Genomic DNA, 20,754 nt, shown 5'->3' with positions numbered 1-20,754 from the left:
CGCGATGTGAGCTGTAACATAGTAATGTGAAATTGCACTGACAAGACCTGTGCGCCCACCAGTTCGCATCTTTCTCGAGGGAGCCCTCATGACCGATCCCCACTCCCCCGCCACGGGCCCCGCCCCCCGCCTCAACATCGGCAGCCACGACCTGCCGGTGTCACCGGAGTTGTCCCGTTTCATGGCGGCCGACTGGGCGCCGTCCCCCCTCCCCGACGCCGCGCGGGTCCCCGCGTACGCGCTCACCCCGGCCCGGCGCGCCCGGCTCTCGGCGCGCTTCCCGGGCGAGCGGCTGATCATCCCGGCCGGTGAGCTCAAGGTCCGCTCCAACGACTGCGACCACCGCTTCCGCCCGCACAGCGCGTACGCCTGGCTGACCGGGCTGACGGGTGAGGACCAGGTGGGGCACGTCCTGGTGCTGGAGCCCTCGGGCCCGCACGGTCACGAGCCCGTGCTGTACCTGCGCCCCCGCTCCCCGCGCGCGGACGGCAACGAGGAGTTCTACCGGGACCGCCGGTACGGGGAGTTCTGGGTCGGCCGCCGCCCCGACCTGGCCGAGGCGGAGCGCCTGACCGGCCTGCGCTGCGCACACCTGGACGCCCTCGGCTCGCCGACGGGCCGCAACGCCGCCACCGACGCGGAACTGGCGGCCGTCCTGTCCGAGTTGCGGCTGGTCAAGGACGCCTGGGAGGTCGGCCAGCTCCAGCTCGCGGTCGACCACACGACCGCGGGGTTCGAGGACGTCGTACGGTCGCTGCCGCGCGCCCTGGCGCACCCGCGCGGCGAGCGCTGGATCGAGGGGGTGTTCGGCCTGCGCGCCCGGGCGGAGGGCAACGGCACCGGGTACGACACCATCGCGGCGTCGGGCGCGCACGCGTGCGTCCTGCACTGGATCCGCAACGACGGCCCGCTCGACCGCGGCGATCTGCTGCTGCTGGACGCGGGCGTGGAGACCGACAGCCTCTACACGGCGGACATCACCCGCACCCTCCCCCTGTCGGGGCGCTTCTCCCCCGTCCAGCGGCAGGTGTACGAACTGGTGCTGGCGGCGCAGGACGCGGGCATGGCCGCGCTGCGGCCGGGCGCGAGCTTCCGGGACTTCCACCGGGCCGGGATGCGGGTGATCGCGGAGGGCCTGGCGGAGTGGGGCGTCCTGAAGGACGCGCGCGGCGATCTGCACCGGCGGTACACGCTGTGCAGCAGCGGGCACATGCTGGGCCTGGACGTCCACGACTGCGCGAAGGCGCGCGCGCAGACCTACCTGGACGGGGTCCTGGAGGAGGGGCAGGTCCTGACGGTCGAGCCCGGTCTCTACCTCCAGCCGGACGACGAGACCCTGCCGCCCGAGCTGCGGGGCATCGGCGTCCGCATCGAGGACGACCTGGTCATCACGGCGACGGGCGCCCGACTGATGTCGGGCGCCCTGCCCCGCACGGTGGCGGGGATCGAGGAGTGGATGGGGAACCTGCTGGCCGGCTGAGCATCCGCCCCACCCCCGTGGAGGTGGATGCGCGACCGGCGGGCCCCTCGCCCGCCCCGCGACCGGACGTCGCCGGACAGCCCGAACACTAAGCCGGATCCGGCCGCGTCCCGGCGTCCCGGCCGTCTCCGGGAAGTCCCGAGCGGCCGTCCCGTGGCGTCCCACGGTCCCGTGGGACGCCACGGGACGGCGGGACGGCCTCCGGGCTTGTCCCGGCGTCCCTCGATTCCTAGCGTTCGTCCGGGACTTCCCGAACGGATGCACATGACCACGCCGACGGCACGACTTCTGCTGCGCCGACGCACCCTGCTGGCCGGCGCGCTGTCCCTGGGGGCGGCACTGACCGCGCTGGGCTCGGCCGCGGGACGGGTGTGGGCCGCCGGCGGTCCGCCGGTGTCCGGCTGCGAGGCATGGGGCGCGCGGGCGCCGAAGAGTCCCGTGACGGTGCTGACGGCCCGGCCGCAGAAGATCATCGTGCACCACACGGCGACCGACAACGTGACCGAGTACGGGCAGGACCGCGCCTTCGCGCTGGCCCGCGCGATGCAGACGTACCAGATGGACACGGAGGGCTGGATCGACACCGGGCAGCACTTCACCATCAGCCGGGGCGCGTTCGTCACCGAGGGCCGGCACGGGAGCCTGGCGGCGCTGGACACCGGCGCGCAGACCGTCGAGGCCGCGCACTGCACCGGCCAGGACACGGTGGCCATCGGCATCGAGAACGAGGGCACGTACACCGCCGAAGAGCCCCGCGCCGAGCAGTACGCGACGCTCGTCGACCTGTGCACCCGCATCTGCCTCCAGTACGGGATCCGGCCCTACCAGATCTACGGGCACCGGGACTTCAACAACACCCAGTGCCCCGGCGACCGCCTCTACGGCCTGCTGCCGAAGCTGCGTGCGGACGTGGCGGCCCGGATCGGCGGCGACGCGACGGCTCCGGGGTGGCCGGTGCTGCGTACAGGCGACGTGAACGAGCGCGTCCGCGTGCTCCAGTGCCTGCTGGTGCAGCGCGGGGCGGCGATCACCCCGGACGGCTCCTTCGGGCCGGCGACCGAGGGAGCGCTGCGCGCGTTCCAGACCCGGATCGGGGCCGGCATCGACGGGGTGGCGGGAAACCAGACCTGGAACCAGCTGTGCGCGCCGGTGGCGCAGGGCGCGACCGGGGAGGCCGTGAAGGCGGTCCAGAGCCGGCTGTCGGCCCTCGGTTTCCCGACAACGGCGGACGGGGCGTTCGGGCCCGGTACCGCGGCCCGGGTGTCGGCGTTCCAGGGTGCCCGGGCGCTGCCGCAGGACGGCGTCGTGGACGCACGCACCTGGAGCCGCCTGCTCGGCTGAGACCCACGCCCGCAGACAGGGCGAGAACCTGTATTGACCTCGACCTCCGGGGAGTTCACCCCCGGGGGTCAGAGTCATGAGCACGCCACTTCGTGGCTGATACTGTTCCCCGCGGCCTGTGGCCGGGGGACGGTATGAGCACGAAATGGGGGACCCGCCTGATGGCAGGTGGATCTGGGTCGGCCGGCGGCGGCGACGTTCCGAGAGGCGACCTCTTCGCCGAGATGCGACGGATCAAGGACGCGTCACAGCTGAGCTACAACCGCCTGGCGGACAAGACGCACTACAGCCGCTCTTCCTGGGAGCGCTTCCTCAACGGCAAGCAGGTGCCGACCCGTATCGCGGTCGAGGAGTTCGCGGCTGCGTCCGGGGCGGATCCCGAGCCCCTCCTCGTCCTGCTCGAACTGGCCGCCGTACGCGAGGAGGCGCCGGCCGAGGAGCCCGCGGTCCGGACCCCGCAGGATCCGGAGCCGGCGCCCGGCCCCTCGGCCTCCCCGACGGCCGCGCCGGCTGCACCGGGCGCGCCGGCCCCCGAACAGGCTCCTGCGGCAGGGCGGTTCGCCTGGTCCCGGATCCTGCGCACCGCGGCCGGCGTCCTGGCGGGCGCCCTGCTGGGCAGTGTGCTGACGGCGTTCCTCATCCAGCCGGCCGGCGGGGGCACCGCCAAGGGCGGTACCGCCGGGGCGACGGGCTCGCCCGCCGCCCCGCCCGCTCAGACCCGCCCGACCGGACCGGTCAGGGTCGGCTGCAAGAGCGACACCTGCCTGCGCCGTGAACCCCAGGCGGAGGACTGCCAGTGGGACGCGGTGACGGTGCGCCAGACCTTCCTGCGCGGCATGAGCATCCAGCTGCGTTACAGCGAGGCCTGCCAGGCGGTGTGGGGGCGGATCGAGAACGGCAACATCGGGGACACCGTCATGATCAAGGACAGGCGCAGCTCGTCCGACGAGGCCGCGATCCGGATGGAACACGACACGTACACGCGGATGCTGGCCGTGACGCCGGAAGAGACATGGCAGACCATCACGATCTGCGGGGCGATTCCCAGCCAGAAGGAACAGGAGTGCTCCCCACTGGGGGCGATCACACCCTGACCGGCCGGGTCACGGTAAGGCCCGGGCCCGTGGGGTCCGGGCCTTACCGGATCAACTCGCTGCGGACGGGGGGCTAGTGGCCGCCACCGCCGCCACCACCGCCGTCGCCGCCGTGGCCACCGCCACCGCCGCCGCCACCGCCGCCGTCGCCGCCGTGGCCGCCGCCATCGCCGCCACCGCCGCCGCCGTTGTCGTGGCCGCCGCCACCGCCACCGCCGTCGCCGCCGTGGCCGCCGCCATCGCCGCCACCGCCGTTGTCGTGGCCGGATCCGTTGTCGTTCCAGCCGCTGTCGTGGCCGCCGCCCCAGTTGTTGTCGTTGCGGTTGTCATGGTCGGACCGGTTCCCGTTCCAACGGCCGTCGTTCCAGTTGCCGTTCCAGTTGGCGTTGTCGTGCCGGCCGTTGTGCCCGGAGTCGTTGTCCCAGCACCAGCTGGGCCGGTCGTTCCAGTTGTGCCAGCGGGAGGAGTCGCAGCAGTCCCGCCAGTCGTTGCCGCCGCGCCAGTCGTCGGAGCACCATCCGGTGTTGTGCTGCGGGGTCTGGGGGAGACCTGCGGCGAACGCCCCGCCGACAGGCATCAGGCCGAGCGCGAGGCCCGCGGCACCTGCCACGACCGTCGCGGTGATCACACGGCGCATGACCATGCACCTCCGAGGATTGAGACATTCCTTATAAAAAGGTCATTTCCACCCTCACTCCTCTCTGCTCCGCTGTCAAAAGCACCTGGTCAGCGGTCCGGTAACTCGACCTGGGCCGTTCCGAGTACGGCGATACCGTCCAGTTCGACCAGCGCGGGCCCGTCCCAGAGCCGGACGACCCCGATGACCGCCATGGCCGGGTAGTCGCGGCCCGCCAGCCGGCGCCAGATACGGCCGAGTTCGGCTGAGTGGACGCGGTACGCCTCCACGTCGACCGTGTAGACGGTCACCCTGGCCAGGTCCGAGGGGGCTCCCCCGGACGCGGCGAGGGCGGCCAGGAGATTGGCCAGCGCACGTTCGAACTGCTCGGGCAGCGTGTCCCCGACCACCTTTCCGGCGGGGTCGAGCGCGGTCTGCCCCGCCAGGAACACCAGCCGGGAGCCGCTCGCGGCCACCGCGTGGGAGAAACCCGTCGGCGGGGAGAGCTCCGCCGGATTGATCCGCTCCAGACTCACCGGTAGAGCTCCTTCGCGATGATGGTGCGCTGGACCTCGCTCGCCCCCTCGTAGATCCGCGGCGCCCGGACCTCCCGGTACAGGTGCTCCAGCAGGTGGCCGCGCTGGAGGGCGACGGCCCCGTGCAACTGGACCGCGTGGTCCACCACGTACTGGGCGGTCTCCGTCGCCAGCAGCTTCGCCATCGCGGAGCGGCGCGGGACGTCCGGGGCGCCGGCGTCGTACGCACCCGCCGCCGCGTAGACCAGCAGCCGGGCCGCCTCGGTGCGGGTGGCCATCTCGGCCACCCGGTGGCCCACCGCCTGGAGGTCCCCGAGCACCCCGCCGAACGCCCGGCGTGCCGCCGTGTACGCCAGGGTCGCGTCCAGCGCGGCCCGGGCCATGCCGACGGCGAAGGCGCCCACGCTGGGCCGGAACCGGTTCAGGGTGTCCATCGCGACCCGGAACCCCCGGCCGGGCTCGCCGAGCAGGTCCTGCGGGCCGACCGGGACCCCGTCGAAGGCCAGCCTGCCGATCGGGTGCGGGGAGAGCATGTCCAGCGGCTCGCCCGACAGGCCGGGGCGCTCGGCCGGGACCAGGAAGGCGGTGACCCCCCTGGCCGCCGGCCCCTCGCCCGTCCGGGCGAACACGGTGTAGAAGTCCGCCTCGGGGGCGTTGGAGATCCAGCACTTCTCACCGTCGAGCCGCCAGCCGTCCCCGTCCCGGACGGCCTCCAGGGCCAGCGCCGCCGCGTCCGAGCCCGCGCCCGGCTCGCTCAGCGCGAAGGCCGCCACCGCCCGCCCGGCCCGCACCCGCGCAAGCCAGCGCTCCCGCTGCTCCGGCGTGCCCCGGCTGAGCACCGGATGCGCCCCCAGGCCCTGGAGCGCGAGGGCCGTCTCCGCTTCCGTGCACCCGTACGCGAGGGACTCGCGCAGCAGGCACAGCTCCAGCGCCCCCGAGGTGAAGACCCGCTCCAGCAGGCCGAGCTCGCCCAGCGCCGCGAGCAGCGGACGGTTGACCCGGCCGGGCTCGCCCTTCTCCGCGAGCGGCCGCAGCCGGTCCGCCGCCAGCGCGCGCAGTTGCCCGCACCACTCCTCTTGTTCCGCCCCGAGCGCGAATCCGGTCATCCGAACATCCCCGCTTCTATCGCGTCCTGTTGACTGCCGTCACCATCACGATACGCTCGTCCTGCACGTGCACGGCCTGCTCCGCCACTTCGGTCCCCGCCCGGGGGCCGCTGCCGTTGCAAGGGGGCGAACCCGCCTTGGAGCTCAAGCCTTCCGCCCACGCCGACACCTTCGCGCGCGACCACCTGCCGCCGCCGCACGCCTGGCCGCGGCTGCTGTTCGAGCTCCCCGAGCTGGCCTACCCCGACCGGCTCAACTGCGGCACCGAGCTGCTCGACGCCACCATCGACCGGTACGGGCCCGACCGCCCCGCCTTCCGCAGCGGCGCGGGCGAGGTGTGGTCGTACGGCGGGCTGCGCGACCGGGTGGACCGCCTCGCCCACGTCCTCGCGGAGGACCTCGCAGTGGTGCCGGGCAACCGGGTGCTGCTGCGCGGCCCCACCGGTCCCTGGCTCGCCGCGTGCTGGCTGGCGGTGATGAAGGCGGGCGCGGTGGCCGTGACCGTCCTCGCCCAGCAGCGGGCGCAGGAGCTGGCCACGGTCTGCGCGATGGCCCGGGTGCAGCACGCGCTGTGCCACGTGGACGCGCTGGACGACCTGGCCAGGGCCGAGGTGCCCGGCCTGCGGATCACCACGTACGGCGGCGGGGCACCGGACGACCTGCTGCGGCTGGCCGACCGGCACCGGGCGCCGTTCCGCGCCGTCGAGACCTCCGCCGACGACGTGGCCCTGATCGCCTTCACCTCGGGCACCACCGGCCGCCCCAAGGGCTGCATGCACTTCCACCGCGACCTGCTGTCCGTCGCCGACACCTTCTCCCGCAGCGTCCTGCGCCCCCGCCCCGACGACGTCTTCGCCGGCAGTCCGCCGCTCGGCTTCACCTTCGGCCTCGGCGGCCTGGTCGTCTTCCCGCTGCGGGCCGGCGCCTCCGCGCTCCTGCTCGACCAGGCGGTGCCGCGCCGGCTGCTGCCCGCGCTGGCCGAACACCGGGTCACGGTGCTGTTCACCGCCCCCACCGCGTACCGGTCGATGCTGGACGCCCTGGGCCCGTACGACGTGGGCGCCCACGACCTGTCGGCGCTGCGCCGCTGCGTCTCGGCGGGCGAGAACCTCCCGGCGGCCACCTGGCAGGCCTGGTACGAGCGCACCGGACTGCGGATCATCAACGGCATCGGCGCCACCGAACTGCTGCACATCTTCATCTCCGCGGCCGACGAGGACATCCGCCCGGGGACGACCGGCCGCGTGGTGCCGGGCTGGCAGGCGCGGGTGGTGGACGGCTCGGGGCGACCGGTCGCGGACAACGAGCCGGGGCTGCTGGCCGTGCGCGGCCCGGTGGGCTGCCGGTACCTGGCGGACCCGCGGCAGGAGGAGTACGTACGGGACGGCTGGAACCTGACCGGGGACACCTACGTCCGCGATCCGGAGGGCTATTTCCGCTACGTCGCCCGGGCCGACGACATGATCGTCTCCGCGGGCCACAACATCGCGGGCCCGGAGGTGGAGGAAGCCCTGATCCGCCACCCGGACGTGGTGGAGGCCGCGGTGGTGGGCCGCCCGGACGAGCGACGCGGGCAGATCGTGGTCGCCTACACCGTCCTGCGGGCGGGCGCCACCCTGACGGAGGAGGCCCTGCGCACGTTCATGCAGGCGGAACTGGCCCCGCACAAGTGCCCCCGCGCCTTCGTCTTCGTCCCCGCGCTGCCGCGCACCGCGACCGGAAAACTGCAGCGGTTCCGGCTGCGCGATCTAGAGTGATCCCGTGGCCGAGCAGCACACCCCGCGATCCCTGATCGTCACGTTCTACGGCGCCTACGGGCGGGCCTTCGCGGGCCCGGTCCCGGTGTCGGCGCTGGTCCGCCTGCTGGGCGCGGCCGGCGTGGACGCCCCGTCGGTCCGCTCGTCGGTGTCCCGGCTGAAGCGGCGCGGCTTCCTGCTGCCCGCGCGCGCCGCGGACGGCTCGGCGGGGTACGAGCTCTCCGCGGAGGCGCAGCAGCTGCTGGACGACGGCGACCGGCGGATCTACGGCGACCGCGACGCGCACCCGGCCGGCGAATGGCTGCTGGCGGTGTTCTCCGTCCCGGAGCAGGAGCGGCACAAGCGGCACCTGCTGCGCTCGCGGCTCGCCCGGCTGGGCTTCGGCGCAGTGGCACCGGGGGTGTGGATCGCCCCCGCCCACCTGTACGAGGAGACCGGGCACACCCTGGACCGGCTGCACCTGACGCCGTACGTGGAGCTGTTCCGCGGCGGCCACCTCGGCTTCGCCCCCACCGCCGAGGCGGTCGCCCGGTGGTGGGACCTGACCTCGCTGGCCAAGCAGCACGAGGAGTTCCTGGACCTGCACGAGCCGGCGCTGCGGGCCCTGCAGTCGGGCCCGGCGCCGACCCCCGAGGAGGCCTACCGCGGCTACCTGCTCGCCCTGGACACCTGGCGGCGTCTGCCGTACGCGGACCCGGGGCTGCCGCGCGAACTGCTGCCCGCGGACTGGCCGGGCGACCGGGCGGCGGCCGTCTTCGCCGAACTGCACGTCCGGCTGCGGGACGTCGGTGCGCAGTTCCTGGAACCGTAGCCGACTGAGGGCGCGTCGCCAGGGGTTGTGACCCGACGTGATCTTCCTCCGCCGCCACCGCTCCCGACCCCGCGGCGGGCTTCGCACCCGCCGCAGACCCCGCCCCAGCCGGTGACCTGGTACCAGCCGCCCGTGGCGCCGCCCGGACGGCGGGCCGCGCGGCTCCAGCTGGCCGGGGCGGCGCTGACGGGCGCCGTGGCGGGCTGCTCGGCCTCGCGGCTCGCCGCCCACGCCCGCGCGTACTGCGACGCCGGCTGGGAGGCCGGCGGGAAGTTCGAGCTGAACTTCGAGATGCTGTTCCTGGTGCCGGGCTGCGCGGCCCTCGCGCTGGTCCTCGCCCTGCTCACGCGCCGCCTGCCGCTGCCGGTGCGCGCGGCGGCGATCCTGGCCGCGCTGGCCGCGGTGGTGGTCTGGTACTTCGCGGTCAGGGGCACCCTGGACGGGTACCCCGGGGATTCGGGGTTGTGCGGGACCGACAACGTGCCGCCGTGGTGGCCGGCCTGGCTGCCCTCGTGAAACCCGTGTGCACGGGCGGGCGGCGTGGCGCCATCATGAGCCATGACCTGGACCTTCACCCATGACCTGACGGCCTATCTGGCCGCCGCGGGCCCGGCCGTGGCCCGCGAGCCCGTCACCAACACCACCCTGCTGACCGTGACCGACGCGCTGGAGCGGACCGGCCCCGGCTCCTACGGGTCCGCCGATCCGCTCTTCGGCTGGTGGACGGCCACCGACGGCGGCGTCACCGGCGCCCTGCTGCGCACCCCGCCGTATCCGCTGCTGGTCGGCGCTCTGCCGCAGGAGGCCGTCCACGCGCTGGGGGCCGCCCTCGCCACCGAGCCGCTGCTCACCGGGGTCGACGCGCTGAACGCCCGCCGCCACGACGCACAAGTGCTGGCCACGGCCTGGGGCCGGCCGAGCGAGGTCACCGAGGAGCTCCGGCTGCACCGGCTCGCCGGCCTCCTCGCCCCGCACCCCGCCCCGGCCGGGCGGGCCCGGACCGCGACAACGGCAGACCTCCCGCTGCTGCTGGACTGGGCCGGGGCGTTCAAGCGGGAGACCGGGGAGCCGGGCGGCCCCTCCGAGGCGTTCCTGCGCGACCGGCTCTCGTACGGGGGCGTGCTGCTCTGGGAGGACGCCGGGACACCGGTGTCGATGGCCGGGTTCTTCCGCGTGATCGGCTCGGTCTCCCGTGTCGGCCCGGTCTACACCCCGCCGGAGCTCCGCGGCCGCGGGTACGCCGCCGGCGTCACGCACGCGGTGAGCGAGGCGGCGTACGCGGCCGGCGCCTCGGAGGTGCTGCTCTTCACGGACCTGGCCAATCCGACGAGCAACGCCCTCTACCGGCGCCTGGGCTACACCCCGGTCGAGGACCGCGTCGCACTGGCCGCCGTATGAGCACGCCGGACGGGCCGGAGGGGCCCCCGGACCCCTGACCCCGCCCCCTGGGGACGCCGGGGACGAACGTCGTGCGGCGGCGCGGCCGACGGTGGCCGGACCGGCCGCGTCCGCGGCCGTGCCGGTGACACGGGTGCCCGGTGCCCGGGGGCGGCCGGATGGTGCCGACGACTCAGCCGCGCCCGGTCGGGGGTTTGCGGCTGCCGGCGCGGTAGGGCGCGGGCCAGGGTGCGGCCGGGCCCTCGTAGGACTGGTCGGCGGCCGCGTGCAGGGTCCAGTGCGGGTCGTACAGGTGGGGGCGGCCCACCGCGCAGAGGTCGGCGCGGCCCGCCAGCAGCAGGGAGTTCACGTCGTCCCAGGAGGAGATGGCGCCGACGGCGATGACCGGGACGCCGACGGCGCCCCGGATCCGGTCGGCGTACGGGGTCTGGTACGAGCGCCCGTACTCGGGGGCCTCGTCCGCCACGACCTGGCCGGTCGACACGTCGATGGCGTCGGCCCCGTGGGCGGCGAACGCGGCCGCGATGTCCACCGCGTCCTGTGCGGAGGTCCCGCCCGGGGCCCAGTCGGTGGCGGAGATGCGGACGGTCATCGGGCGGTCGTCGGGCCAGACGGCGCGGACCGCGTCGAAGACCTCCAGCGGGAACCGGAGCCGGTTCTCCAGCGGGCCCCCGTAGGCGTCGGTGCGGTGGTTGGTCAGCGGGGACAGGAACCCGGACAGCAGGTAGCCGTGGGCGCAGTGCAGTTCCAGCAGGTCGAACCCGCAGTCCGCGGCCCGGACGGCGGCGGCCGCGAAATCGGAGCGGACCGACGCGAGGTCCTCGGTGGTCATGGCCCGCGGGACGGCCGAAACGCCGGGCCGGTAGGGCAGTGCGGAGGCGGCCGCCACCGGCCAGTTGCCCTCCGGGAGGGGGTCGTCCATGCCCTCCCACATGAGCCGCGTCGAGCCCTTGCGGCCCGAGTGGCCGAGCTGGACGCCGATTGCGGTGCCGGGGGCGCAGGCGTGCACGAAGTCCGCGATGCGGGTCCAGGCGGCGGCTTGCTCGGCCGTGTACAGGCCGGTGCAGCCGGGGGTGATCCGGCCCTCGGGGGACACGCAGACCATCTCGGTCATGACCAGGGCGGCTCCGCCGAGGGCCCGCGCGCCCAGGTGCACGAGGTGGAAGTCCCCCGGCGTCCCGTCGCCGTCCTGCGCCGAGTACATGTCCATCGGGGAGACGACGACGCGGTTGCGCAGGGTCAGCCCGCGCAGCTTCAGCGGGGTGAACATGGGCGGGGTGTGCTCGTCCGGGCAGCCGAAGTCCCGTTCCACGGCCCGGGTGAACCGCTCGTCGCGCAGCCGCAGGTTGTCGTGGGTGACGCGGCGGCTGCGGGTGAGCAGGTTGAAGGCGAACTGCCGAGCGGGCTGGTCCACGTACCCGGCGAGTTCCTCGAACCAGCGCATGCTGGCGGCGGCGGCCCGCTGGGTCGAGGCGACCGCCGGCTTCCGCGCGCTCTCGTACGCGGCCAGGGCGGCGGGCACGTCCGGCTCCGCGGCCACGGCCTCGGCGAGCGCCAGGGCGTCCTCCACCGCCAGCTTGGTGCCGGAGCCGATGGAGAAGTGCGCGGTGTGGGCCGCGTCGCCGAGCAGGACGACGTTGCCGTGCGACCACCGCTCGTTGACGACCGTGCGGAACTCCGTCCACGCCGACCGGTTGCCGTGCAGCGGACGGCCGCGCAGGGCCTCGCCGAAGATCTTGGCGCAGCGGGCGGCCGACTCGGCCTCGTCGCACAGGTCGAGGCCGGCGGCCCGCCACACCCGCTCGTGCATCTCGACGATCACGGTGGAGCCGTAGGCGGAGTACGGGTAGGCGTGCAGCTGCATGACACCGTGCTCGGTCTCCGCGATCTCGAAGCGGAAGGCGTCGAAGGCGAAGTCGGCGGCGAGCCAGATGTACCGGCACTGCCCGCCGGTCAGCGTCGGGCGGAAGTGCGCGGCGCCGCTCTGCCGGGTCGCGCTGTGCACTCCGTCGGCCGCGACGACCAGGTCGTACGAGGCCGCCAGGACCGCCGCGGCCGGCGCCCCGGTGCGGAAGCGGAGCGTGACCCCGAGTCCGGCGCAGCGTTCGTGGAGGATCTCCAGCAGTCTGCGGCGGCCGAGGGCGGCGAAGCCGTGGCCGCCGGAGGTCAGCAGCCGGCCCCGGTGCACGATGTCGATGTCGTCCCAGCGGACGAACTCCGCTCCGAGGGCGGCGTAGACGACGGTGTCGGCCCGTTCGATCCCGCCGAGGGTCTCGTCGGAGAGCACCACTCCGAAACCGAAGGTGTCCTCGGGGGCATTGCGTTCCCAGACCTCGACGGTGTGGCCCTGGCGGGCCAGCAGTGCGGCGGCGTACAGCCCGCCCGGCCCGCCGCCGACGACGGCGACCCGCAGGGCGGGCCGGGCGCTGCCGGCCGGCATGGTGCCCGCGGCCATGGCGCTACCTGCCCTCCCACTCCGGGGGCCGCTTCGCGGTGAAGGCGGCGTGGAACTCGGCGTAGTCCCGGCCGTTCATCAGCAGGGCCTGGGTGCTGGCGTCGAGCTCGACGGACGCGGCCAGCGGCATGTCGAGCTCGGCGGTCAGCAGCGCCTTGGTCTGTGCGTGGGCGAGGGCCGGGCCGGCCGCGAGGTGGGCGGCGAGTTCGGCGGCCCGCACACCGGCCTTGCCCTCCTCGGTGACCTCGCTGAGCAGGCCGATGCGCTCGGCCTCCGGGGCGCGTACGGGCTCTCCGAGCATCAGCAGGCGGGTGGCGTGCCCGAGGCCGACGACGCGGGGCAACAGGTACGCGGCGCCCATGTCCCCGCCGGAGAGGCCGACGCGGGTGAAGAGGAACGCGAAGCGGGCGGTGGGGTCGGCGATCCGGAAGTCGGCGGCGAGCGCGAGGACCGCGCCGGCCCCGGCGGCGACCCCGTGCACGGCGGCGATCACCGGGAAGGGGGCCTCGCGGACGGCCCGGACGACCTGGCCGGTCATCCGGTTGAAGTCGAGGAGCTGGGCGGTGTCCATGGCGAGGGTGGCGCCGATGATCTTGTCGACGTCCCCGCCGGAGCAGAAGCCTCGCCCCTCGCCGCCGAGCACGAGGGCGCGCACGGACCGCTCCCGGGAGAGTTCGGCGAGCAGGTCGCGCAGGTCGGCGTAGGCACCGAAGGTGAGGGCGTTGAGTTTCTCGGGGCGGTCGAGGGTGACGGTGGCCACGCCGTCCTGCCGGGTCACCCGCAGGTGGCGCCACCGTTCGGTCGCTGCTGTGGAACCGATGAAGGGGCTCACACCACCGAAGGTATCACCGGATCCTGACTACCGTCACAGAAACGCGACACACGGGTGATCCGGACCGCCAGCCCGGGGCGGCCCGCATGACTATGCGGACGGGTCCTGGGCCTGCCCGGCCAGCGTGGCGACGAGCACGGCCTTGATGGTGTGCAGCCGGTTCTCGGCCTCGTCGAAGACGACCGAGTGCGCGGATTCGAACACCTCGTCCGTCACCTCCAGCGAGTCCAGACCGTGCCGCTCATGGATCTCGCGGCCGACCTTGGTGCCAAGGTCGTGGAAGGCGGGCAGGCAGTGCAGGAACTTCACGTCCGGGTTGCCGGTCGCGCGCAGCACGTCCATCGTGACGGCGTACGGGGCCAGGGCGGCGATCCGCTCGTCCCAGACCTCCTTGGGCTCGCCCATGGAGACCCACACGTCGGTGGCGACGAAGTCCGCCTGGGTCACGCCCTCGGCGACGTCCTCGGTCAGCGTGATCCGGGCCCCGCCGGCGGCCGCGAGCTCGCGCGCCCTGGACACCACGGACTCGGCCGGCCAGTAGGCCTTCGGCGCGACGATGCGCACGTCCATGCCGAGCAGCGCGCCGGTCACCAGGTAGGAGTTGCCCATGTTGAAGCGCGCGTCGCCGAGGTAGGCGAAGGCGATCCGGTCCAGGGGCTTGGTGCAGTGCTCGGTCATGGTGAGCACGTCGGCCAGCATCTGGGTCGGGTGCCAGTCGTCGGTGAGGCCGTTGAACACCGGCACCCCGGAGTGCTCGGCGAGCGCCTCGACGGCCTCCTGGCTGTCCCCGCGGTACTCGATGCCGTCGAACATCCGGCCCAGCACGCGCGCCGTGTCCTTGACCGACTCCTTGTGGCCGATCTGGGAGCCGGCGGGGTCCAGGTAGGTGGTGTGGGCACCCTGGTCGGCGGCGGCCACCTCGAACGCGCAGCGGGTGCGCGTCGAGGTCTTCTCGAAGATGAGGGCGATGTTCCGGCCCTGGAGGCGACGCTGTTCGACCCCGGCCCTCTTGGCGGCCTTCAGTTCGGCGGCGAGCTCGATCAGGCCGCGGAACTCGGCGGCTGAAAAGTCGAGCTCCTTGAGGAAACTGCGGCCGGCGAGGTCGGTGGCCATGGGGGCGCTCCAGGGTCGTACTGGCAGGGGATATTGGAACTCTATACGATCCCACGTATTGATATACAGCCCCCTCGGTTGCCGTCCTCCAGCTCCCTCCAGGTCAGGCCGGGTCCCGCTCGACCGGGCAGCTCATGCACCGCGGGCCGCCCCGGCCACGCCCCAGCTCACTGCCCGGGATCTCGATGACCTCGATGCCCTCCTTGCGCAGGTGTGTGTTGGTCGTCACGTTCCGCTCGTACGCCACCACCACCCCGGGCTCGACGGCCAGCACGTTGCAGCCGTCGTCCCACTGCTCGCGCTCCGCCGCGTGCACGTCCTGCGTGGCGGTCAGCACCCGGATCGAGTCCAGCCCCAGCGCCGCCGCGATCGCCCGGTGCATGTGCTCCGGCGGGTGGTCGGTCACCTTCAGCTCCTGGAGGCCCTCGCCCGGCTCGATCGTGTAGGAGCGCAGCATGCCGAGACCCGCGTACTGGGTGAACGTGTCCGCGTCCACCATCGTCATCACGGTGTCCAGGTGCATGAAGGCCCGCCGCTTCGGCATGTCCAGCGCCACGATCGTCTTCGCCGACCCGGCGGCGAACAGGCCCCGGGCGAGCATCTCCACCGCCTGCGGCGTGGTGCGCTCGCTCATCCCGATCAGCACCGCGCCGTTGCCGATGACGAGCACGTCCCCGCCCTCGATGGTCGAGGGGTAGTCCGCCTGCCCCTGCGACCAGTAGTGGAAGGCCCCCGAGGCGGTGAACAGCGGGTGGTGCTTGTAGATCGCCTCGAAGTGCACCGTCTCGCGCTGCCGGGCCGGCCAGCGCATCGCGTTGATGGACACCCCGTCGTAGATCCAGGCGGAGGTGTCCCGGGTGAACAGGTGGTTGGGCAGCGGCCCCAGCAGGAAGTCGTCCAGCTCCATGGCGTGGAAGCGCACCGAGACCGGCTCGGCGTGCCGCTCCAGGTACTCCCGCTTGGTCATCCCGCCGACGAGCGCCTCGGCCAGCCCGGTCGCCGGGAGGCCGTCGAAGACCGCCCGCAGGTGGTCGGTGGCGAGCGGTCCGTACTCCTTCTCGTCGAACACCCGGTTCAGGACGAGGTGTCGGGCCTCGGGGATCTCCAGGGCCTCCGTGAGCAGGTCGCCGAAGAGGTGGACCTCCACACCGCGGTCGCGCAGGACGTCGGCGAAGCCGTCGTGCTCCTGCCGGGCCCGGCGCACCCACAGCACGTCGTCGAAGAGCAGTGCGTCCTTGTTGCTCGGTGTGAGCCGCTTCAGCTCCAGGTCCGGCCGGTGGAGGATGACGCGGCGGAGCCGCCCGGTCTCGGAGTCGACATGGAATCCCATGGCATACACGTTCGCAGACCGGACGGCTTTTTGACGTGGCGTTCGCTCAGGAGGCCCGGCACGACCGGCAGCCCCGGCGGCCCCCGCGTCCCCGGCGGTGTCAGCGCAGACCGAGGAGCGCCGACGGGGCCCCGATCAGCTCCGGAGCGGTCAGGCCGAGCTTGGGCGTGGCAAGGTCCGGGATGCCGTGGTTCGCCCCGTTCGGCGTCGTCAGCGGTGCGCCGACGACCGCTCCGGGGGTGCGGGTGAGCAGATCGGTGGCCGGGGCCTCCAGCGTGCCCTCGCCGTCGGTCTTGGGGTCGCCGAGCAGGTTGGGCACCGGCGCGCCGACGAGGGTGCTGCCGAGCTCGGTGGTGATCGGCACGACCGGGAGGACCGGGTTGGGGAGCAGATCGCCCTTGTGGAACCGGGGGGCCTCCGGAGCGCCGACGACCGGTACCGGAACCGCGGTGGCGACGCGCGGGGTGTCCACGCCCAGCGTGGTCTTCACGGCCTCCAGGGGGACACCCACCGGCACCGCGTCGGCCACGGCCGGGGTGGCCGCGCCGGCCGCAGCCATACAGGTCATGAGTGCCGCAATGCTTCCGCGCGCGGTCATCTTCATAAGTGACGTTCCGTCCTTCCAGGGTCGCGGACATTCCGCTGCCCTGGATGAACGATCCCGCCGGTGGTTTTCCCGGCGTTCCCCGGGAAAGTTCCCCCGAACGACCTAATTCGGGGCCGCACAGGGGCTCCCCCTTTACGTCGTTGCGGCGCCGCACGCCCGGCCCCGCCTCACAGCCGGGGGTCGACGGGCTCCGATTCGAGGGCGAGCACCGCGAAGACCGCCTCGTGCACCCGCCACAGCGGCTCCTCGCCCGCCAGCCGGTCCAGGGCCTCCAGCCCGAGCGCGTACTCGCGCAGGGCCAGGGAGCGCTTGTGCCCCAGGAACCGCTGCCGCAGCCTCTCCAACTGCTCCGGTCGCGTGTACTCGGGGCCGTAGATGATCCGCAGGTACTCGCGGCCGCGCACCTTGACGCCGGGCTGCACCAGGCGGCCCTTCCCGTCCCGGGCGTACGCCTGGAGCGGTTTGACGACCATGCCCTCGCCGCCGGCGGCCGTCAGCTCCAGCCACCAGTCGGTACCGGCCCGCACGGAGTCCTCGTCGGCGGTGTCCACCAGGATCCGGGCGGTGCGCCGCAGCAGCCCGGTGCCGGCGGCCTCGTCGGCCGCGACCAGCCGGTCCAGCCAGAACAGCTGCTCGTCGTGCGGTACGCGGGCCAGCGAGCGCCCGGCCGCCGCCAGGAGCTGGAACGGCGCGAACCGTACGCCGTCCAGCCCGTCGGTGGTCCAGCAGTAGCGCCGGTAGGCGTCGGTGAAGCGTTCGGCGTCGGCGGCCCGGTCCCGCTGGCGGGCGAGCAGGTCGCCGGTGTCGACGCCGCGTCCGGCGGCCTCGGCCAGCGCGGCCAGGGCGTCCGGGAAGACGGCGCGGGAGGCCGCGCCGACGGCGGCGTACTGGTTGCGCAGCAGGCCGGTGGACTTCAGCGACCAGGGCAGCAGCTCGCCGTCCAGCAGCAGCCAGTCGGTGCCCAGTTCGTCCCACAGGCCGGCGTCGGTGACGGCCCCGCGCAGCCGGGCGAGCACCTCCTCGGTGACGTCGGGGTCGTGGAAGAACGGCCGTCCGGTACGGGTGTAGACGGAGCCGGTCGGCCCGTCGACTCCGAAGCGCGCCCGGGCCGCGTCGGCGTCCTTGCAGACCAGGACGGTGGCGCGGGAGCCCATGTGCTTCTCCTCGCAGACGACCTGGGCGATGCCGTCCTTGCGGTACTGGGCGAACGCCTCGGCCGGGTGCTCCAGGTAGCCCTCTTCGTGCGAGGTGGCCGTGGGCGCCATGGTCGGCGGCAGGTACGGGACGAGCCGCGGGTCCGCCGCGAAGCGGCTCATGACCTCCAGGGCCGCCGCCGCGTTCTCCTCGCGCACCGTGACGTTGCCCAGGTGCCGCGTCTCGACGATCCGGCGCCCCTGGACGTCGTCCAGGTCGAGCGGCCGCCCCTCGTGTCCGCCCGGCGCCTCGGCGGCGAGCGGCTTGAGCGGCTCGTACCAGACCTTCTCGGCCGGTACGTCGACCAGTTCGCGCTCCGGCCAGCGCAGGGCGGTCATCCTCCCGCCGAAGACGGCGCCGGTGTCCAGGCAGATGGTGTTGTTGATCCAGGCCGTGTCCGGGACCGGGGTGTGGCCGTAGACCACGGCCGCCTTGCCGCGGTAGTCCTCGGCCCACGGGTAGCGCACGGGCAGGCCGAACTCGTCGGTCTCGCCGGTGGTCTCCCCGTACAGGGCGTGCGAGCGGACCCGGCCGGAGGTGCGCCCGTGGTACTTCTCGGGCAGGCCGGCATGGCAGACCACCAGCCTGCCGCCGTCGAGGACGTAGTGGCTGACGAGGCCGCGGATGAACTCCCGCACCTCGCGGACGAACTCCTCCGGCTCGCGCTCCAGCTGCTCGATGGTCTCGGCGAGCCCGTGGGTCCGCTGGACCTTGGACCCCTTGAGGTGGCGGCCGAGCTTGTTCTCGTGGTTCCCGGGCACGCACAGGGCGTTGCCGGAGCCCACCATGCCCATGACCCGGCGCAGTACGCCGGGGCTGTCGGGCCCGCGGTCGACGAGGTCGCCGACGAAGACGGCGGTACGGCCCTCGGGGTGGACGCCGTCCTCGTAGCCGAGCTTGCCGAGCAGGGTCTCCAGCTCGGAGGAGCAGCCGTGGATGTCGCCGATGATGTCGAAGGGGCCCGTGAGGTGGGTGAGGTCGTTGTACCGCTTCTCCAGCACCACCTCCGCGTTGTCCGCCTCCTCGGCCGAGCGCAGCACGTGGACCTTGCGGAAGCCCTCGCGCTCCAGTCCGCGCAGCGACCGGCGCAGGTCGCGGCGGTGCCGCTGGATGACGGCGCGGGGCAGTCCGGCCCGGTCGGGGCGGGCGGCGTTGCGTTCGGCGCACACCTCCTCGGGCAGGTCGAGGACGATGGCGATGGGCAGGACGTCGTACTGACGGGCGAGCTGCACCAGCTGCCGACGGGCCTCGGGCTGCACGCTGGTCGCGTCGACGACGGTGAGACGGCCGGCCTCCAGCCGCTTGCCGGCGATGTGGTGGAGGACCTCGAAGGCGGCCTTGCTGGCGCTCTGGTCGTTCTCGTCGTCGGCGACCAGGCCCCGGCAGTAGTCGGAGGAGAGGACCTCGGTGGGCTTGAAGTGCCGGCGGGCAAAGGTGGACTTCCCGGATCCGGTGGCCCCGATCAGGACGACGAGGGACAGGTCGGTGACGGGAAGTACGCGTCGCCTGCCTTCGGTGGTGGTGCTGGTCGTACTGGTGGTGCTGGTGGTGGTGCTGGTCATGCTGCCTCGCCCTCCTTCGGGGTGTCGGTGGTGGCGGCGGTGGCGGTGTCCGCGGTGATCTGAGTGAAGACGGCCATCTGCGTCGGCGGCCCGACCTCCGGGTCGTCGTCGCCGACCGCGGTGAACTCCACGGCGTACCCGTGCCGTCCGGCCACCTTCGCGGCCCAGGCACGGAACTCGGTGCGGGTCCATTCGAAGCGGTGGTCCCCGTGCCGGACGTGCCCGGCGGGCAGGGTCTCCCAGCGGACGTTGTACTCCACGTTGGGTGTGGTGACGAGGACCGTGCGGGGGCGGGCCGCGCCGAACACGGCGTACTCCAGGGCGGGCAGCCGCGGCAGGTCCAGGTGCTCGATGACCTCGCTGAGCACGGCCGCGTCGTAGCCGGCCAGCCGCTTGTCGGTGTACGCGAGCGACCCCTGGAGCAGCTGCACGCGGCTGCTCTGCCGCTCCCCCATCCGCTCCGTCCGCAGCCGCCTGGCGGCCGTGCCGAGAGCCCGCATCGACACGTCAACACCGACGATCTCGGTGAACGCCACGTCCTTGAGGAGGGCCTGGACCAGCTGGCCCTGCCCACAGCCGAGGTCGAGCACACGGGCCGCGCCGGCGGCGCGCAGCGCGGTGAGGATCGCCTCGCGGCGCTGCACCGCGAGGGGTACGGGCCGCTCCTCGGTGTCGCTGTCCTCGTCGACCGCGTTGTCGATCTCCTCGACCTCGCTGCCGTCGGCCTCGGCGAGGCGGACCAGCTCCAGGCGGTCGAGGGCGTCCCGGGTGAGCCGCTTGTGGCGGGCGAGGTAACGGGAGGTGATGAGGCCGTTGTCGGGGTGTGCGGCCAGCCAGCCGTCGCCGGCACGCAGCAGCTTGTCGACCTCGTCGGGGGCGACCCAGTAGTGCTTGGCGTCGTCGAGGACGGGCAGCAGGACGTAGAGCTGGCGCAGGGCGTCGGCGAGCCGCAGCTCGCCCTCCAGGACGAGCCGTACGTACCGGGAGTCCCCCCACTCGGGGAACTGCTCGTCGAGCGGCAGCGGTTCGGCCCGTACGAGGTCCCAGCCGAGCGGCCCGAACAGCCGGTCCACCAGCGCCGCACCGCCGCGTGCGGGCAGCGCCGGGATCTCGATCCGCAACGGACGGGCCTGCTCCGGCAGCTCGGGGCGGGCGGCGCACTGACCGGCCAGGGCGCTGCGGAAGACCTTGCCCAGGGCGACAACGAGCAGCGAGGAGGCCGCGTACGGGCGGTCGTTGACGTACTGCGCGAGTGCGGCGTCGGGTGCTCCGCCGCGCCCCTTGCCCTGGCCGCGCCGCACGAGTGCGACGGGGTCCACCTCCAGCAGCAGCGCCGCCGTGCAGCGTTCGGCCGTGGCCTCGGGGTAGAACACGTGGGCGCTGCCGTGGGAGGTGGCGAACGCCTGCGCCCTTCCGGGGTGCTTGTGCAGCAGAAAGCCCAGGTCAGTCGCCGGGTCCGCGACGGTGCCGGTGGTGGTGATCGTCAGGAACATGCGCTCGAGTATGTGCGGGCGCCCACGGT

General features: G+C 73.6%; 17 protein-coding genes. 7 read left to right on the top strand and 10 right to left on the bottom strand.

The window, feature by feature from the left end; genetic code table 11:
* Nucleotides 1-88 precede the first annotated feature (88 nt).
* The 3 genes from ACIPK4_RS29955 (at nucleotide 89) to ACIPK4_RS29945 (ending at nucleotide 3,915) form a co-directional block, all read left to right on the top strand.
* Nucleotides 89-1,480 (top strand): aminopeptidase P family protein, encoded by a 1,392-nt coding sequence (locus ACIPK4_RS29955; RefSeq protein WP_402318270.1) that lies wholly within the window; start codon nucleotides 89-91, stop codon nucleotides 1,478-1,480.
* Between the two features lie 264 nt (nucleotides 1,481-1,744).
* Nucleotides 1,745-2,821, top strand: coding sequence for an N-acetylmuramoyl-L-alanine amidase (locus tag ACIPK4_RS29950; RefSeq protein WP_402318267.1), 1,077 nt, complete (start codon nucleotides 1,745-1,747; stop codon nucleotides 2,819-2,821).
* A gap of 161 nt (nucleotides 2,822-2,982) precedes the next feature.
* Nucleotides 2,983-3,915 (top strand): DUF2690 domain-containing protein, encoded by a 933-nt coding sequence (locus ACIPK4_RS29945; RefSeq protein ID WP_402318264.1) that lies wholly within the window; start codon nucleotides 2,983-2,985, stop codon nucleotides 3,913-3,915.
* A 73-nt stretch (nucleotides 3,916-3,988) separates the two neighbouring features.
* Here the strand turns inward: ACIPK4_RS29945 and ACIPK4_RS29940 are convergent, their stop codons facing one another.
* The 3 genes from ACIPK4_RS29940 to ACIPK4_RS29930 all read right to left on the bottom strand — a co-directional run bounded on the left by ACIPK4_RS29940 (nucleotide 3,989) and on the right by ACIPK4_RS29930 (nucleotide 6,173).
* A complete protein-coding gene (locus ACIPK4_RS29940) occupies nucleotides 3,989-4,552 on the bottom strand; it encodes a hypothetical protein (protein ID WP_402318261.1) in 564 nt (187 codons plus the stop codon).
* A gap of 89 nt (nucleotides 4,553-4,641) precedes the next feature.
* Complete coding sequence (locus ACIPK4_RS29935) at nucleotides 4,642-5,067, bottom strand: RidA family protein (RefSeq protein ID WP_402318258.1); 426 nt, start codon at nucleotides 5,065-5,067, stop codon at nucleotides 4,642-4,644.
* Entirely contained in the window at nucleotides 5,064-6,173 is a 1,110-nt protein-coding gene (locus tag ACIPK4_RS29930; protein ID WP_402318255.1) for an acyl-CoA dehydrogenase family protein, read from the bottom strand. Before ACIPK4_RS29930 ends, ACIPK4_RS29935 begins: the two co-directional genes overlap by 4 nt.
* 137 nt (nucleotides 6,174-6,310) lie before the next feature.
* Between ACIPK4_RS29930 and ACIPK4_RS29925 the strand changes: the two genes are divergently transcribed.
* From ACIPK4_RS29925 to ACIPK4_RS29910, 4 genes are all read left to right on the top strand, one after another.
* On the top strand, nucleotides 6,311-7,930 hold the full coding sequence (locus tag ACIPK4_RS29925) for an AMP-binding protein (RefSeq protein WP_402318252.1): 1,620 nt from the start codon (nucleotides 6,311-6,313) through the stop codon (nucleotides 7,928-7,930).
* A 4-nt stretch (nucleotides 7,931-7,934) separates the two neighbouring features.
* Nucleotides 7,935-8,741 carry a PaaX family transcriptional regulator C-terminal domain-containing protein gene (locus tag ACIPK4_RS29920; protein WP_402318250.1) on the top strand — a complete coding sequence of 269 codons (807 nt, stop codon included), beginning with the start codon at nucleotides 7,935-7,937 and terminating at the stop codon, nucleotides 8,739-8,741.
* 111 nt (nucleotides 8,742-8,852) lie between these two features.
* Nucleotides 8,853-9,257, top strand: a complete 405-nt coding sequence (locus ACIPK4_RS29915) for a hypothetical protein (protein WP_402318248.1) — start codon at nucleotides 8,853-8,855, stop codon at nucleotides 9,255-9,257.
* A 42-nt stretch (nucleotides 9,258-9,299) separates the two neighbouring features.
* Nucleotides 9,300-10,139, top strand: a complete 840-nt coding sequence (locus ACIPK4_RS29910; RefSeq protein ID WP_402318245.1) for a GNAT family N-acetyltransferase — start codon at nucleotides 9,300-9,302, stop codon at nucleotides 10,137-10,139.
* A gap of 172 nt (nucleotides 10,140-10,311) precedes the next feature.
* Here ACIPK4_RS29910 and ACIPK4_RS29905 read toward each other — a convergent pair whose 3' ends face one another.
* The 7 genes from ACIPK4_RS29905 to ACIPK4_RS29875 all read right to left on the bottom strand — a co-directional run bounded on the left by ACIPK4_RS29905 (nucleotide 10,312) and on the right by ACIPK4_RS29875 (nucleotide 20,725).
* The gene (locus ACIPK4_RS29905) at nucleotides 10,312-12,594 is read right to left on the bottom strand and encodes a bifunctional salicylyl-CoA 5-hydroxylase/oxidoreductase (RefSeq protein ID WP_402318243.1); all 2,283 of its coding nucleotides are present in this window, start codon (nucleotides 12,592-12,594) and stop codon (nucleotides 10,312-10,314) included.
* A gap of 4 nt (nucleotides 12,595-12,598) precedes the next feature.
* Nucleotides 12,599-13,426 (bottom strand): enoyl-CoA hydratase family protein, encoded by an 828-nt coding sequence (locus ACIPK4_RS29900; protein ID WP_402318240.1) that lies wholly within the window; start codon nucleotides 13,424-13,426, stop codon nucleotides 12,599-12,601.
* A 90-nt stretch (nucleotides 13,427-13,516) separates the two neighbouring features.
* The gene (gene argF, locus ACIPK4_RS29895) at nucleotides 13,517-14,539 is read right to left on the bottom strand and encodes an ornithine carbamoyltransferase (protein ID WP_402318237.1); all 1,023 of its coding nucleotides are present in this window, start codon (nucleotides 14,537-14,539) and stop codon (nucleotides 13,517-13,519) included.
* 103 nt (nucleotides 14,540-14,642) lie between these two features.
* Nucleotides 14,643-15,869, bottom strand: a complete 1,227-nt coding sequence (locus tag ACIPK4_RS29890; RefSeq protein WP_054226008.1) for an arginine deiminase — start codon at nucleotides 15,867-15,869, stop codon at nucleotides 14,643-14,645.
* Between the two features lie 100 nt (nucleotides 15,870-15,969).
* On the bottom strand, nucleotides 15,970-16,437 hold the full coding sequence (locus tag ACIPK4_RS29885; protein ID WP_402318234.1) for a hypothetical protein: 468 nt from the start codon (nucleotides 16,435-16,437) through the stop codon (nucleotides 15,970-15,972).
* Between the two features lie 206 nt (nucleotides 16,438-16,643).
* Entirely contained in the window at nucleotides 16,644-19,232 is a 2,589-nt protein-coding gene (locus tag ACIPK4_RS29880; protein ID WP_402318231.1) for a polynucleotide kinase-phosphatase, read from the bottom strand.
* On the bottom strand, nucleotides 19,229-20,725 hold the full coding sequence (locus ACIPK4_RS29875) for a 3' terminal RNA ribose 2'-O-methyltransferase Hen1 (protein WP_402318228.1): 1,497 nt from the start codon (nucleotides 20,723-20,725) through the stop codon (nucleotides 19,229-19,231). The genes ACIPK4_RS29880 and ACIPK4_RS29875 overlap by 4 nt, the downstream gene beginning before the upstream one ends.
* Between the last annotated feature and the right edge of the window lie 29 nt (nucleotides 20,726-20,754).

This window comes from Streptomyces sp. NPDC086989, from assembly GCF_044745505.1.
In the GTDB taxonomy this organism is placed as follows: domain Bacteria; phylum Actinomycetota; class Actinomycetes; order Streptomycetales; family Streptomycetaceae; genus Streptomyces.
Note: the sequence above shows the minus strand (reverse complement) of the source record. Positions and strands in the feature narration are given on the sequence as shown.